At 69.0% G+C, this 14,248-nt stretch carries 11 protein-coding genes and 1 pseudogene; 6 read left to right on the top strand and 6 right to left on the bottom strand.

Annotated features, from left to right (window positions below; all coding sequences use genetic code 11):
- Positions 1–1,196: 1,196 nt before the first annotated feature.
- From AB0L00_RS18665 to AB0L00_RS18645, 5 genes and pseudogenes are all read right to left on the bottom strand, one after another.
- Positions 1,197–2,510 (bottom strand): MFS transporter, encoded by a 1,314-nt coding sequence (locus AB0L00_RS18665; protein ID WP_364435337.1) that lies wholly within the window; start codon positions 2,508–2,510, stop codon positions 1,197–1,199.
- Between the two features lie 95 nt (positions 2,511–2,605).
- Positions 2,606–3,928 (bottom strand): hypothetical protein, encoded by a 1,323-nt coding sequence (locus AB0L00_RS18660; RefSeq protein ID WP_364435334.1) that lies wholly within the window; start codon positions 3,926–3,928, stop codon positions 2,606–2,608.
- Positions 3,929–4,450: 522 nt separating this feature from the next.
- Positions 4,451–4,861 (bottom strand): annotated as a pseudogene (locus AB0L00_RS18655) (transposase); the annotation flags it as partial.
- A 7-nt stretch (positions 4,862–4,868) separates the two neighbouring features.
- The gene (locus AB0L00_RS18650) at positions 4,869–6,284 is read right to left on the bottom strand and encodes a sialidase family protein (protein WP_364435331.1); all 1,416 of its coding nucleotides are present in this window, start codon (positions 6,282–6,284) and stop codon (positions 4,869–4,871) included.
- A 759-nt stretch (positions 6,285–7,043) separates the two neighbouring features.
- The gene (locus AB0L00_RS18645) at positions 7,044–8,342 is read right to left on the bottom strand and encodes an SGNH/GDSL hydrolase family protein (RefSeq protein WP_364435328.1); all 1,299 of its coding nucleotides are present in this window, start codon (positions 8,340–8,342) and stop codon (positions 7,044–7,046) included.
- Positions 8,343–8,570: 228 nt separating this feature from the next.
- Here AB0L00_RS18645 and AB0L00_RS18640 point away from each other — a divergent pair, with 228 nt between their 5' ends.
- Positions 8,571–9,266 carry a response regulator transcription factor gene (locus tag AB0L00_RS18640; RefSeq protein ID WP_364435326.1) on the top strand — a complete coding sequence of 232 codons (696 nt, stop codon included), beginning with the start codon at positions 8,571–8,573 and terminating at the stop codon, positions 9,264–9,266.
- An 82-nt stretch (positions 9,267–9,348) separates the two neighbouring features.
- Positions 9,349–10,374: a HAMP domain-containing sensor histidine kinase gene (locus AB0L00_RS18635; protein ID WP_364435324.1), complete on the top strand. Its 1,026-nt coding sequence runs from the start codon at positions 9,349–9,351 to the stop codon at positions 10,372–10,374.
- 52 nt (positions 10,375–10,426) lie between these two features.
- Here the strand turns inward: AB0L00_RS18635 and AB0L00_RS18630 are convergent, their stop codons facing one another.
- Complete coding sequence (locus AB0L00_RS18630) at positions 10,427–10,831, bottom strand: hypothetical protein (RefSeq protein ID WP_364435321.1); 405 nt, start codon at positions 10,829–10,831, stop codon at positions 10,427–10,429.
- A gap of 140 nt (positions 10,832–10,971) precedes the next feature.
- Here AB0L00_RS18630 and AB0L00_RS18625 point away from each other — a divergent pair, with 140 nt between their 5' ends.
- From AB0L00_RS18625 to AB0L00_RS18610, 4 genes are read left to right on the top strand one after another with little or no spacing between them, the layout of a single operon-like run.
- Complete coding sequence (locus AB0L00_RS18625) at positions 10,972–11,133, top strand: hypothetical protein (protein WP_364435318.1); 162 nt, start codon at positions 10,972–10,974, stop codon at positions 11,131–11,133.
- Positions 11,120–12,292 (top strand): hypothetical protein, encoded by a 1,173-nt coding sequence (locus AB0L00_RS18620; protein WP_364435316.1) that lies wholly within the window; start codon positions 11,120–11,122, stop codon positions 12,290–12,292. The genes AB0L00_RS18625 and AB0L00_RS18620 overlap by 14 nt, the downstream gene beginning before the upstream one ends.
- Complete coding sequence (locus AB0L00_RS18615) at positions 12,289–12,993, top strand: ABC transporter ATP-binding protein (RefSeq protein ID WP_364435314.1); 705 nt, start codon at positions 12,289–12,291, stop codon at positions 12,991–12,993. The genes AB0L00_RS18620 and AB0L00_RS18615 overlap by 4 nt, the downstream gene beginning before the upstream one ends.
- Positions 12,990–14,192: an ABC transporter permease gene (locus AB0L00_RS18610; protein WP_364435311.1), complete on the top strand. Its 1,203-nt coding sequence runs from the start codon at positions 12,990–12,992 to the stop codon at positions 14,190–14,192. The genes AB0L00_RS18615 and AB0L00_RS18610 overlap by 4 nt, the downstream gene beginning before the upstream one ends.
- Positions 14,193–14,248: the final 56 nt, after the last annotated feature.

Here is a 14,248-nt window from a genome sequence, read left to right as displayed (position 1 = left end):
CTGACGCGGGAAGCGACGTGAGTACACCGGCGAGCCCGGCGTTCTTGACGAGGCGTCCCCACCGGGCGCTGCGGTTGAAGCGTCGTGCGATCGCCGCGCCCCGGGCAAGTCGCCGTTCTCCGCCTGGTGCGCCAGTGCCCACTGCCAGGCCTCGCGCTGCAAACGCCGACCCAGATCAGGAAACTCTGGTTCGCCGCCCCTGAGTCCTTCGGGTAGGGGCTCGCCTGCCGCGGGCTCAGTCTCATCTTCTCCTGCGTCTGAGTGGTCTTGGTCGACCGGTCCTAGCAGACGCATTCGCAGCTGGCCTTGGAGCAGGTGGTACGCGCCGACGAAGGCGAACGAGGGCCACGCGGCGATCACGCGGCCGACCACCGTAGGTTCGGCGACCTCTACATTGGCGGCCAGGTGCCAGCGGATGTGCGTTCGGCTCCAGTCCAGCCTCGGACACTTCGGTCCTGGGGCCAGTGTGGTCGGAAGCTTCGCTTCCTCCCGCTGGCCCTTCGTCATTCCACCCGGGGGGCGACCCCCCGGAACCCCCCGGGGCAGGGGGCTTCGCCCCCCGCGCCCCCGCCCGGCCTCCGTGGTCCCGGTAGAGATCGGCCCGCGACCACGGGATCGAACGCGACTTGTCCACGTCGAAGTACTCGGCGACGATCTCGCCCCCGCGCGGTGCGATCAGCGCACGGGCGCGGCTGAGCTGCCAGGCGCGCGATGCCTCAGGGTCCTGGTTGTCCTCGGTCGATACCCGCCCGTAGAGGGCGAACCGGGTCGGCTTCGGTTCGCCTTGATCGCGTGCGGATTCGCGCATCACCCATCCTCCTCCTGATCTCGAGAGAGGCGGGCGCGGGCCTTGATCAGGAACCGCAAGAGCACGCGGGCCGCTGCGGGCGTCAGCTACGGCGGCTCACCTGGCATGATCACGCGGATCCCGCGCGGTGCCGCGCCGGATTCACTGTCGTGACCGTACGCCGCTGCACGGGATTCAGGAGCCCCTGAGCAGCCCTTTGTTGCTGGCGTCATGCCACCCCTCCATTGCCGCATGACCGCCCGCAGGCCGCTCCCCCGGCAGTTCGCCGCCAGAAGAGGTTGCCACCCGATGCCGCCAGTGCCTCCGGTTCTTCCCTTGCGGCATCGCCTGCGGCAGGTCGGCACCATGCGGCAAAGCGGTCGACCGCATGTCCTGACCAGCGGCCGGATCAGCGCTTCGCACGGAGTTCGGGGGTGGGTGCCGCGGGTTCCGGTGCCTTCTCCGCGTACGCCTCGTGCACTGGGATGTCGCGCAGGTAGCGGATCGGGGAGAGCACAATGAACAGCACCGCCAGCCACGAGCCAAGCGCTGCCATGAAAAGCGTCTCTCGCAGGCCGATCCAATCACCGAGTACGCCGCCGAGCAGGCCGCCGATCGGCTTGGCGCCCCGGATCGCCCAGCGCATGGTGGCGTTCATGCGCCCGAGCAGTTCCGGAGGGCACACGGCCTGCCGGTAACTGACCTGGGAGATGTTGAACATCACGACGCTGGCGGTCGTCGCGCACAGCCCGACCGATACAAGTACCACGCCCCAGCCGGGTCCGGCCAACGGGATCAGCAGCGCGAAGCCGCCGAGGAACAGCTTGCCCGCCCAGAACATCCTCGCCGATCCGATCAGCCGCGAAAGTGGCCCGACGGTGAAGGCACCGACGACACCGCCGGCGCTGCCGAGGCCGAGCAGGAGGCCGGTGGTCCCGGCGGGTGCGTGCAGCGTGCGTACGAGGAACACCACCAGTACGGTCATCAGCGTCATGTTGAACAGGCTGGACATGGTGGCGCAGGCGACGACGCGGCGCAGGACGGTGTGTCGCGCCACGTAGCGCACGCCCTCCGCGATCTGCTTGCCGATCGTCTGGCGCGACCCGTTGGCACGCGGCGGGGGTTCCGGGGTGCGGATCAGCAACAGTGACACGATGCTGACCACGAACGAAAGACAGTCGGCTGTCACCGCATACGCCGCCGAGCTGAGCAGCGACGCCAGGCCGCCCGCGAGGCCCGGGCCGATGACGTCTGATAGCGAGTTCGTGATGCCGATCTTGCCGTTGCCCTCGACGAGCTGGTCTCGCCGTATCAGGGTCGGTAGGTAGCTCTGGTAGGCGATCTCGAATACAGCCGTCAGCATGCCCGCGACCAGCGCGGTCACGTAGAGCTGCGCCATGCTCAGATGGCCGAGGGTCGCCGCGAGGGGCACCCCGGCGAGCACTACCGCGCGGCCCGCGTTGCTCCAGATCATCAGGTGGTGCTTGACGGTCCGGTCCACGAGCGCGCCGGCGGGCAGGGCCACGAGCAGGTACGCCACCGTGCTCGACGCCGACAGCGCGCCGACCTCGAACGTCGATGCGCCGAGCAGGGACACCGCGATCAGCGGCAATGCCAAGACCGTGACCGCCGAGCCGATGTCGCTGACCGTCTGGCCGCTCCACAGCAGGAGGAAGTCCCGATGCCACCACAGCGTCTGGCGCTTCGCCTGTGTCTTGGTCACGTGCGTTCCCCCATGACCCGGCGCAGCCGCGCCACGGACGATGCGTCTTCGCGTTCGCGCCGGAGGCGGTCGCGCGTCACGCGATCGGCAGTCACTCATCGGCCGCCCCAGTCGGTGTCGCGGTGGCCAAGGACGACCTGCCGCCCGCCGCCCTGCGCGACGTTGACGCGCAGGGCTTCGCTGATCCGGGACGTGTACCCGGCCCACGCGCCGTGGAGCAGCACGATCGACAGATCCTGGTAGCACGGCGTGCCCTGCCAGTCCCGCCGGTACGCCGGCACCGCGCGCTGCGCCAGCCAGCCGTCCCCGGCGGCCCGGCGTACGACAGCCCGCCACCGATCCTCGTCCTGCTCGGAGCCCACGTAGACGCTGTTGCCGCGCGTGTCATAAGGGCCCTTCACGACCCACCCGGCGCGGTCGGCGAGCAGTTCGGCGGGCTCGACGCCGTCGCCGACCTTCCGGCTGTGCGGGATCAGCCGCTCGATCGCCTCCCGCTCGTCGCCCGTGAACATTCCGGCGAAGCGCGGGTCGGACAGCAGCGCGAGGCACAGCTTGTTGTCGCCGATCCAGCGGCCCGCCAGCGGGTTGGCGATCCGCAGCTTGCCCGACGAGACACGGTCGAGGAACGCGGACCAGCGGGCGATATCGGCCAGTACCGGCTGCACGCCGTACTTGAGGTAGCCCGCGGGCAGGTCGCGGGCGAGCCAGTCCTCCAAGCCCGGGTCGACGCAGACCGCGCTGTGTCCGGTCTCGGCGAGCAGGTCGGTCATCCTGTCCAGTTCGAGGACGTTGCCGCCGGTCTTGTGGAAGATGCCGAACGGCCCGTCGGCACACTCCGGCCCGACGGCGGTGCGCAGGAACTCCGGGAACCAGTGGCGGTCGTCGAGCGGGGTACGGGCCGCGCCCCACTCCTCCAGCACGTCCCGTACCGGCGGCACGTCCCGCCACAGCGCCGCGTATGCGCTGGTGAAGAGCACGCCACCGGGGCAGTTCGCGTTGAACTCCACCACCCGCGCGGTCTCCACGTCGCCGCCGACGAGATCAAAGCGGCAGAAGTCCACGCGGTACTCCCCGAGCGGCGCGGCGTCCACCCACTCGCGGAGCACAGCGGGCACGGCGAGGAAGTTTCGCACCCGCGCGTCCGTGCGGTGCGCGAGCAGCACCTTCCGCCACGCGGACACGACCAGCGGCACGTGTCGGGCGAGGTGCCGCTCCGCGTCGCCGGTGAGCTGCACGAGGCTCGGCAGCATCGGGTACGGCGTGGTCCGGCCGTTCTCAGTCTTCACGAGGCGCTCGGCGTCGGCGGCTTCGCGCACGGCGGTGGCCAGCCGGGCAAACTGTACGGGCGGCAGCCGCCGCGCGACCGGTCCTGCGGAGTCGGTACTGAGCAGCCGGTCCGGGTTGAACAGTGGGGTCACGGCCCTTCCTCTCAGTTCAGGTTTGCGATCAACCATCCCCTCACATAGAGCGATTGAATCGCTACCGAACGTGCATCAAATAGGGAGGTTCGTCGTCTATCTGGCGTTTCAGTGCCGCGACAGATGGGGGTGGTCTCGCTGGTGACATCGGGCACGCTGGTCGCGGTAAGCGCCGGTCCGCCGCTGAACAGCCCGAAGGGGCGGGTAGTTCACCTCTTCAGCGGCGCACCAGCAGGGTGCCCAGCAGACCGGCGGGCACGACCGGCGCCCCTCGGGCGTGCGGATTGCGCGGTTCCTCTTGACGGCGGATTCTCCGCGACGGTTGTGCGCTTTCCGGGCGTTGTTCGCGTTCAGATCTAGTCGATGACATTGCCATAGATTTCTTCGACCCGATCATCGGCCGCGTCACCTACGAATTGTAATCAGACCTCTTGAGTTTTCGATGGTCGGCATTCGGCGCTTGAGGTCATGTCCACGCGGGTGGTATATGAGTCGATCTTCGCGTGATCCTGTTTCTGCAGGTTAAGCGGTGATCGCTTGTGGGGCCGGGTTCTCGTCCGGCGTTTCGCCGGCGATCAGGCGTAGTCGGGCTTTGGCGAGGAATTCCAGGCCCATGTAGCGGCGGGCTTCGGTCCATTCGTCGGTTCGTTCCATCAGCACCGCGCCGATCAGGCGGATGATCGCGGCCCGGTCGGGGAAGATCCCGACCACGTCGGTGCGGCGGCGGATCTCTTTGTTCAGCCGTTCCTGGGGGTTGGTGGACCAGATCTGCCGCCAGATCTCACGAGGGAAGCCGGTGAAGGCGAGCAGGCCGCGGCAGAACGCCAGCCAGCCGGCGCCGTCCTCGGCGGAGGTGACCTCGGCCCCCAGGATCTCCCGGTGCCCATCGGCGTTCACACCCGTGGCGACCAGCACGTGGACGTTGACGGGGCGGTACGGGTCATCGGGCGGTCGGCGGTGTGGTGGCGCTGGGGCGGGCGCCGGTTGTGTAGGTGGGGCCGGTGACGGCGTGGACGGGGCCGCCGGTGAGGGGCAGGCCGCCGGTGGGTACGTACGTCGCCTCGTCGAAGGTGCTGCCGGAGGGCGCGGCTGCGACCTCGATGGCCGGCCAGGCGCGTCCGCCGGTGATGGAGGTGGAGATGTAGTCGCCGACCATGCGGCCCTGGCTGGTGTCGGCGACCCAGGACAGGGTCATCGGCCCGGCCACCTGGGTGGGGGTGCTCCAGGTCGAGCCGCCGTTGGTGGAGGAGGTGTATCCGACGGTGAGCTGGCAGGTGGTGGCGGTGCAGTTCGCGGTCGGGTAACGGTAATAGGTGAGGCCGAGCCTGGCGGTCGATCCGGAGGTCGCGCCGTCGACGCCGATGCCCGGAATGAAGTGGTCGCCGCCGTCGCTGGTGATGCGGGTGACGGGTCCCCAGGTGGTCTCGCTGGTGGACTTGCTCATCACGATGTCGTTGGCGGGGCAGCCGGACTGGAACCGGCAGTCCTGCCAGACCACGTACGCGGTGCCGGCGGCGTCGATCTCGGCGGAAGGCAGTGTCTCGCTGCGCAGGCCCCCGGCGACCGTATGGTCCTGGGCCGTCGCGATCAGCACGGTGGAGTTCCAACTGGAGCCGCCGTTGGTGGATCGGAACGAACGGATCTGGCCGCTGTTGCTCAGATACGGCACCAGGACGGTGCCGTTGGGCCGTACGACGGGCTGGCCGCCGAGGCCCGTGGCGCTGGTGGAGTGGACGGTCCATGACGCGCCACCGTTGCTGGAGGTCGCCATCTTGACGGCGTTACCGGCGCCGTTGTCGTCGTACTCGGTGTAGCAGGTGCCGTAGAACGGGCTGGAGGCGGTGTTGTCGCATGCGATCCAGTTCTTGTCCAGGCTCCCGCCGGTGGCCGTGGTCACCGGGTTGGTCCAGGTCAGGCCGCCGTCGGTGGACCGGCTCGTCACGACGGCCGCGCCCGTGACGCCGCCGCTGTCAGTGAGCGCGAGCGAGGAGATCATCCAGGTGTTGTGCCTGGCGTCGTAGGCGACGGACTCATCACTCGTCCGGTCGTACGGGCCGTTGCCCTGGAATTTGGTGAGGCCGGGCAGGAAGCCATGGGTCCACGTGGAGCCGCCGTTGGTCGAGGTGGCGAACCCGGCGCCGGAGGCTCCGCCGTCGTAGAACCGGCCGACCTGGAACGCGGAGACGATGGTGCTGCCCGAGGAGAAGGTGTCCGGCTCGACCTCCGTCCGGTGCTGGCTGGTGGTGTTGGTGTACGGGTCGGTGCTCACCTGGGTGAGCGCGACGTTCGCGGACGCCGACCCACCGGTGAGGAGTAACACCGCTGCGGCGATCGGGGCGGTGAGAGGGAGAGTCACGATTTCACGCATGCGGGAACGCCGGCCCACGGCAACCTCCTGAATGCTTCGGCGCTGAGGCCGGCACGGGGCGGGGGCCGGCGGGGTCACTCAGACCGAGCGCCCCAAAGGTGAATGGCGTCAGGTTTCATGTCAATGGCACGGATCTGGGCTGAGGCTCCTGACCTGCATTCGGCGGCCTGATCTGGCCAATGGACCGACGGTAAACCCGTGCGCAACGGCGTCGACCGGAGCCGCGGTCATCCCTTCAAGCGTCCGAGGGCGTGGTGATCGCCCATCGCTTCTTTGTCCACTCTCGGCCATTTGGGAACTTTAGGATTGCCCTTCCCTTACCTACGGATCTACGTTCCGCGCGGGCGCGGTCTCGCGCCCTTCAGGCGACGGAGCCTGATCGGAGGTAGGGATGCGGAAAAGTGGTGCCCTGAGCCTGGTCGCCGTCGGCGGGCTGACTTTGCTCACGCCGGGTAGCCGGATCGACCGGCAGCCCGGAGCCGCGCTCCGGGAAGCGGCAGGGGAGGAGGTGCACACAATACCCAAGTCCGATAAAGGGCTCTTTGAGCGGATTCTGAGGCTCAGTGAGAAGGCGGTCGAGATTCCCGACCGCGTCCTTTAAGAGGACGACGGGTCTCCTACCCAGTGCAGCAAGACGGGCCTTCCCGAGCTCGAGGGAACAACCATCACGGCCGTCCATGAATCCGTGGAGAAGGTCAGGCCGGCCTCATCGAGGGCGTACGCGGGCGGCGCCCGTCCCGTACTCCTTCATGAGAGGGCTCCGAGGGGGACCGCCCGGACGATCGCCTGGTATCCCGCGTCGTTCGGGTGCAGTCCGTCCTCGAAGACGTAGCCGAGCCAGGGCCGGTCCGGGTCGGTCCGATCCGCCATGACGCGGTCGACGTCCAGGACCGCGTCGTACTCGCCGCTCGTACGGATCCAGCGGTTGACCTCGTCTCGGACGTTCTCCGCCTCCGGACTCCAGATCGGGAAGAGCGCGCCCTTGAGCGGCAGGATGGTCGCGCCGATGGCCTTGATGCCCCGGGCGTGGGCGGCGCGGATGAGTGCCCGGTGGCCCTCGATGAGTTGGCGCGCGGTCGGCAGTGTGCCGCCCTTCGGCAGGCAGGGATCTTCGATCTTGGCGGCGGCGATGTCGTTCGCGCCGAGATGGATGATCACCGACCGTACGCCGGGCCGGTCGAGCACGTCGCGGCGGAACCGCGTGGGGGCCTTGTCTCCATAGCAGGACGTGTCACCCAGAATCCGGTTGCCGCCGATCCCGCTGTTGATCACGGTGATCGGGCGGCCTTGGGCGGCCAGGCGTTCGGCCAGGCCGTCGGCGATCCGCTCGTCGCCGGTGGAGCCGACGCCGTCGATGAGGGAGTCCCCGAACGTCACGACCGTGCCCTGGATGCCGGCGCCGCCGGCCACGTCGACGCCGGTCAGGTAGTACCAGGAGTTGGTGCTCTTGGCGAAGGCGGCCGAGACGGGCTCGGTCAGGTGGTCGCCGCTCGCACGGTAGGCCTCCTGCGTGGTGAAGCGGTGGAAGGTGGCGGGCCCGGTCGGCTCGGTGAAACGCAGCGTGACGGCCAGCTTCTGCAGTGGCTTGGTGGGCAGTGCGACCGGGTCGCTGGCCAGTTCGGCGCCGGGCTTCACGACAGTGGACGCGGCGCCGTGGAACTTCAGCGTTTTGATCGTTCCCGGCCACACCTTGGCGCCGCCCGCCGACATGCCGACGGCGGCCCCGGCGATCTTCAACGGCTTGGTGCCGTAGACGTTGGACAGCCGGATCCGGACCCGGTCCCCGCCCCCGCTCAGCCTGATCACCTGGCGCACGGACTGGTCGGCGAACCCCTTCATCGACCAGTTGGGGCCGTTGTCCTCGGTGCCTGGAGTCGGCCGCTGCATGGCGGCGCCCCAGCTCTCGGACCAGCCCCCGATGGGGTCGGACGCGCTCGTGGGCGTCGACGAGATGGCCGTCTGCGCAAGGCCGCCGCAGACCAGCGCCGCGCCCGCGACACCGGCGAGCGAGATCTTGATCGCTCGGGTGGTGAGTTCGAAGGTCATGATCCGATCTCACCGCCGCGACGACCCGCAGCACATCACGGTGCTCCACCGACCTGAGGTATATCCAGCCCTACCTGCCGGCTGCGCCGTAGACGGGGGCATAGAGCCCGGTCCGTAATAAGAGTGTTCACCGGTGGTGGGCCGCTTGCGGAGGAGATCGTGGCACGGTGCCGGGGCGTGTCCGGTTTGCATATGTCGGCGATATGTCGCGCTGCTTAGGGTTCAGGGATGCGTGTGCTGATCGTGGAGGACGAGCCCTACCTGGCCGAAGCCGTCCGTGACGGTCTCCGGCTGGAGGCGATCGCCGCCGATATCGCCGGCGACGGCGATTCCGCCCTGGAGCTGCTCAGCATCAACTCCTACGACCTGGCGGTCCTGGATCGCGACGTCCCCGGACCTTCCGGCGACGAGATCGCCCGGCGGATCGTCGCCTCCGGCAGCGGCATCCCGATCCTCATGCTCACCGCCGCCGACCGGATCGACGACAAGGCTTCCGGGTTCGAGCTCGGCGCCGACGACTACCTCACCAAGCCGTTCGAGCTTCGAGAGCTCATCCTGCGGCTACGGGCGCTCGACCGCAGACGCGCGCACGCCCGGCCCCCGGTCACCGAGATCGCGGGCCTGCGGCTGGACCCCTTCCGCCGGGAGGTCTACCGCGACGGACGCTACGTCGCCCTCACCCGAAAGCAGTTCGCCGTGCTCGAAGTCCTCGTCGCCGCCGAAGGCGGTGTCGTCAGCGCCGAACAGCTGCTGGAGAGGGCCTGGGACGCCAACGCCGACCCCTTCACCAACGCCGTCCGCATCACCGTCTCCGCGCTGCGCAAACGACTCGGCGAACCATGGCTCATCGCCACGGTGCCCGGCGTCGGCTACCGAATCGACACCGGCATGGACACCACCGACCCTGGCCGCACTCATGATTAGGCGCCCAGGTCTCAGCGCTCGTCTGAAACTCACCATCAGTTACGCCGGATTCCTCCTCCTCGCCGGCGCTCTCCTGTTGGCCGTGGTGTGGGTATTCGTGCTGCGTCACCTACCCGACGACGACCCCGGATCCATTCGCAGGAAGTTCGGCGGTGTGATCATTGTGGGTATCAACCGCACCGAACTCCTGCGCGGCTTCGCCCCCGCCGCGGCCGCCACACTGGCCTTCCTACTGGTGTTCGGGCTGCTGGGAGGATGGTTCCTGGCCGGTCGAATGCTCGCGCCACTGACACGGATCGCCGACGCGGCACGGATGGCCTCCAACGGATCGCTGTCCCACCGGATCCGCTTGGAAGGCCCCGAAGACGAATTCCGCGAACTCGCCGACGTGTTCGACACCATGCTCGAACAACTCCAATCCCACGTCGCCGAACAGCAACGGTTCGCCGCGAACGCCTCCCACGAACTGCGCACCCCACTGGCGATCTCCCAGACACTCCTCGACACCGCCCGCAACGACCCCACACGGGACCAAGGCGAGCTCATCGAACGCCTCCGCACCGTCAACACGCGGGCGATCGACCTCACCGAAGCCCTCCTGCTGCTCAGCCACGCCGACCGCAAGAGCTTCACCCGCGAGCCCGTCGACCTGTCCCTCATCGCCGAAGAAGCCACCGAAACCCTGCTTCTCCTCGCCGAAAAACGCCAGATCGCCCTCGACATCACCGGCGAAAAGGCACAGACCGTCGGTTCCGTGGCGCTCCTCCTGCGGATGGTGACGAACCTCGTCCAGAACGCCATCGTCCACAACCTCCCGACCGGCGGCACCGTGACCATCCACACCGAATCGCAGCACGACACGAGCGTGCTGCGGATCGAGAACACCGGCCAGCCGGTCCCACCGGAACTGGTACCGACCCTCACCGAACCCTTCCAACGCGGAACACAACGCACCCGCACCGACGAACACGCCGGCGTCGGCCTCGGACTCGCCATCGTGCACAGCATCGTCCGAGCACACGACGGCACCCTCGACCTCACCCCCCGCCCCACCGGCGGCCTCCGCATCACCATCCGACTTCCCGGGGCCTGTCCGAGCAACGGCTGATCTCGGTCGTCAGGGATTCAGCCGGCGGCCTGACGCGATGAGCGGCGGCGGGTCATCTCACTGCCGGCGTGCGTGCGCCGCTTCCTTGATGCCGGTGATTCGGTGTATCGCGGGCGTATCGAAAATCGCATACGTGACCGCAACAGTCCTCCGTATTCAGTGAAGGCATGGACCACAGCGAATCACCGTCAGCGCCATCCCGTCGTACGCGCAGGACCGCGCGAGCCGTACCCACGCCGCCGCCGGCCACCATGAACAAGGCCTTCGTGTTGCTGGCCGCCTCGGCCGCCGCCCTTGCCCTGACAGTCGCGGGATGCGGCGGCTCGGGCGACTCGAAAGCCGGCTCCTCCGGATCGAACGCGAACTCCGCTTTGGAGCAGGCGGTGAAGTACGCGCAGTGCATGCGCGAGAACGGCGTGACCAGCTTCCCCGACCCGGACAAGAACGGCAGGTTCATGATCGCGGCGGGCGGACCGAACAGGAACTCGCCGCAGAAAGGCGCAGCAGGCGTGCAAATCGCAGGAGCCGCCCGGGATACAGGACGACCCCGCACAGCGGGCCCAAGACCAGAAGGAATGGCTGAAGTGGGCCCAGTGCATGCGCAAGAACGGCATACCCGACATCCCTGACCCGCAGGACGGACGCCTTCTGGTGCCGAAGGACAGGATCGACACCAACTCACCGCAGTTCAAGAAGGCGATGAACGCATGCCGCGACGTGGCCCACGTGGGAGGAGGCTCCGAGAATGGCAACGGCTGAGATCGGGGCTCCGGCGAGCACCGGCGTCCCCCCTGAGGCGCCCGCCCGCCCATGGTGGAGACGCAAGCGGCGCGGGCTACTCGGCGGCGTCGCGGTCGTGGCCGCGGGCGGTGGCCTGGTTCTCGCCGTGACGGGCCTGTACGGCGACGACGGCAAGTCCACCACGAGGGCCGGCGACGGGACGGCTCTCGCGGCGGTCCAGGAGGGTCCGCTCTCCTCGCAGGTCGACCAGAGCGGGACGCTCTCGTACTCGGCCGGCACCGACGGGATCCCGTACTCGGTGGTCAACCAGGCGAGCGGGATCTACACCTGGGTGCCGGCGGCGGGCACCCAGGTCGACTGCGGTGAGACGTTGTACAAGGTCAGCGAGAAACCGGTGATCCTGATCTGCGGAAGCACGCCCGCGTACCGGAACCTGGCCGCGGGCGACGACGGCAAGGACGTCCGGGCGCTGAACAAGACCCTCGTGAACGGGGGTTATGCCGACAGGTCCGAGCTCGATCCTGGTTCGGACCACTTCGGCGCGGCGACCGCGGCGGCCCTGGCGAAGCTTCAGGACAAACGCGGCGCCGACGTGACGGGCAGGCTGAACCTCGGCCAGGCGGTGTTCCTGCCCGGCCCCTTGCGGGTCGGCAAGGTGATGGCCGTGAACGGCACGGGCGCGGGCAAGGGCCGTCCGGTCATGGCGGCGTCGTCGAACCGGCGCGAGGTGACCGTGAAGCTCGACGCCTCCCAGCAGTCCGAGGTCAAGGAGGGCGACCAGGCGCAGATCACGCTGCCGGACAACCGGATCACGTCCGGCGTGGTCCGCCGGATCGGCACGGTCGCGACGTCTTCCGGCAAGGACGGCTCCGACTCGGGATCCGCCACGATCCCGGTCTACATCACGCTCAAGCACCCGAAGGACGCCGGAACCCTTGACCAGGCTCCGGTCCAGGTGCAGATCACCACGGACGGCGTCGAGCACGCGCTGATCGTGCCGGTGACCGCGCTCATCGGCCGGGCCGGCGGGGGATACGCGGTCGAGGTGGCGGCGGGGGACCGCGGCCAGACCCGGATCGTGCCGGTCACGCTGGGATTGTTCGACGACGCCAACGGTCGGGTGCAGGTCTCCGGCGCCCTGTCGGCCAATGACCGTGTGGTGGTGCCGTCGACATGAGCGAGACCAATGTCCTCGAACTGGAGCGGGTCACCAAGACGTACGGCGCGCAACCCCCCGTCCACGCGCTGCGCGACGTGAGCTTCACCGTACGGAGGGGGGAACTGGTCGCGATCGTCGGCCCGTCGGGATCGGGCAAGTCCACGCTGCTGCACATCCTCGGCACGCTGGATCGGCCCAGCGACGGCACGGTACGGATCGACGGGGAAGACGTCGCGACGCTCACCGACCGCCGGCTCGCCGCCTTGCGGGCGCGCAGCATCGGCTTCATCTTCCAGCAGTTCCATCTGTCCGAGCACACCACCGTCCTGGAGAACGTCGCCGACGGTCTGCTGTACAGCGGCGTGGGAGCCGCCGAGCGGCGCGAGCGTGCCGCCGAGGCGCTCATCCGGGTGGGGCTGGAGGACCGGGCGGGCTTCCGGCCGGGCAGGCTCTCGGGCGGACAGCGCCAGCGCGTGGCGATCGCCCGCGCCGTGGTCGGCCATCCGGCCATCGTGCTCGCCGACGAGCCGACGGGAAACCTCGACAGCAAGACGGGCGCGTCGATCATCGAGCTGCTGCACGAGCTCAACGCCGACGGGGCGACCATCCTCGTGATCACGCACGACAGCGGGCTGGCCGCCCGGCTTCCCCGTCAGTTGCACGTCCTCGACGGGCGGATCGTCGCCGACAGCGCGGCGCGTTCAATGGAGGGCGTATGAGGCTGTCCGACCAGATCCGCGTGGCCGGCGTCGGCATCCGGGCTCGCCGCCTGCGGGCCGCCTTGTCCGCGCTCGGGATAGCGATCGGCACCGCGGCGATCGTGGCGGTGCTCGGCCTGTCCGCGTCCTCCCAGGCCGGGCTGCTGGCACAGATCGACCGGCTCGGCACGAACCTGCTGACCGCGAACACCGGCCAATCGTTCACCGGCGGGGCGGCACGGCTCCCGGTCGCCGCGCCGCAACGGATCTCCCACCTGCCCGATGTCGAGCACGTGGCGCACGCCGCCGCCATCGAGAACACGAACGTGTACCGCAGCCCGCTGATCCCGGTGGTCGAGACCAACGCCCTGAAGGTACGGGCCGCCAGCCTCAACCTCCCCGAAGTGATCGGAACCGGCGTGGCTCAGGGTCGCTGGCTGAACCCGGCGACCGAACGGCAGCCGGTCACCGTGCTCGGCGCGCTCGCCGCGCAGCGCCTCGGGATCGATCGTGTCCATCCGGGCGAGCGGATCTGGCTGAGGAACCAGTGGTTCTACGTCGCCGGCATCCTGAAGCCCGCGACGCTGTCGACCGACATCGACACCAGTGCCTTGGTCGGCTACCCGGCCGCGGAGCGTTATCTCGGCTACGCGATCGTCGATGAAGGCACGGCGGTGGCCGGAGCTCCGACGACGGTGTACGTGCGGGCCCGTACGGACAAGGTCGACTCGGTGCATGACGTGCTCGCGCGAACCGCGAACCCAGAGTCGCCCAGCGACGTCGACGTCAGCCGGCCGTCCGACGCGCTCACCGCGCGAGCCGCCGCGAAGGGCGCGTTCAACAGCCTGTTCCTCGGGCTCGGGCTGGTGGCGCTGATCGTGGGCGCGGTCGGGGTCGCGAACATCATGATCATCTCGGTGCTGGAACGGCGATCGGAGATCGGGCTGCGCCGGGCGCTCGGCGCCACCCGGGGACAGATCCGCACTCAGTTCCTGTCCGAAGCGGTCATGCTCGCATTGCTCGGCGGGGTGGCCGGAGTCGCGGCCGGAGCGCTGACCACCGCGATCTACGCGAACACGAAGGGCTGGGCGGTGATCATCCCGGTCCAGGCGTGGGCCGGCGGGATCGGCGCGGCGATCGTGATCGGTGCGATCGCGGGCCTGCTGCCGGCCCTTCGGGCCGCCCGCCTCTCCCCCACCGAGGCGCTGCGTACGCTGTGAGCGCCTGATGGCGCTCGGACACCGAGCCGTACTCGACCGGCACCCGGCGCGTGCCG

It is taken from the genome of Actinoallomurus sp. NPDC052308, assembly GCF_040679195.1.
In the GTDB taxonomy this organism is placed as follows: Bacteria; Actinomycetota; Actinomycetes; order Streptosporangiales; family Streptosporangiaceae; genus Actinoallomurus; species Actinoallomurus liliacearum.
Note: the sequence above shows the minus strand (reverse complement) of the source record. Positions and strands in the feature narration are given on the sequence as shown.

What these genes read in the sequence shown, in the direction of transcription:
- AB0L00_RS18645 (WP_364435328.1), bottom strand. Translation starts at nt 8,342, where the DNA reads ATGACCTTCGAACTCACCACCCGAGCGATCAAGATCTCGCTCGCCGGT.
- AB0L00_RS18640 (WP_364435326.1), top strand. Translation starts at nt 8,571, where the DNA reads ATGCGTGTGCTGATCGTGGAGGACGAGCCCTACCTGGCCGAAGCCGTC.
- AB0L00_RS18630 (WP_364435321.1), bottom strand. Translation starts at nt 10,831, where the DNA reads ATGAACCTGCCGTTCTTGTCCGGGTCGGGGAAGCTGGTCACGCCGTTC.
- AB0L00_RS18625 (WP_364435318.1), top strand. Translation starts at nt 10,972, where the DNA reads ATGCGCAAGAACGGCATACCCGACATCCCTGACCCGCAGGACGGACGC.
- AB0L00_RS18620 (WP_364435316.1), top strand. Translation starts at nt 11,120, where the DNA reads ATGGCAACGGCTGAGATCGGGGCTCCGGCGAGCACCGGCGTCCCCCCT.
- AB0L00_RS18615 (WP_364435314.1), top strand. Translation starts at nt 12,289, where the DNA reads ATGAGCGAGACCAATGTCCTCGAACTGGAGCGGGTCACCAAGACGTAC.
- AB0L00_RS18610 (WP_364435311.1), top strand. Translation starts at nt 12,990, where the DNA reads ATGAGGCTGTCCGACCAGATCCGCGTGGCCGGCGTCGGCATCCGGGCT.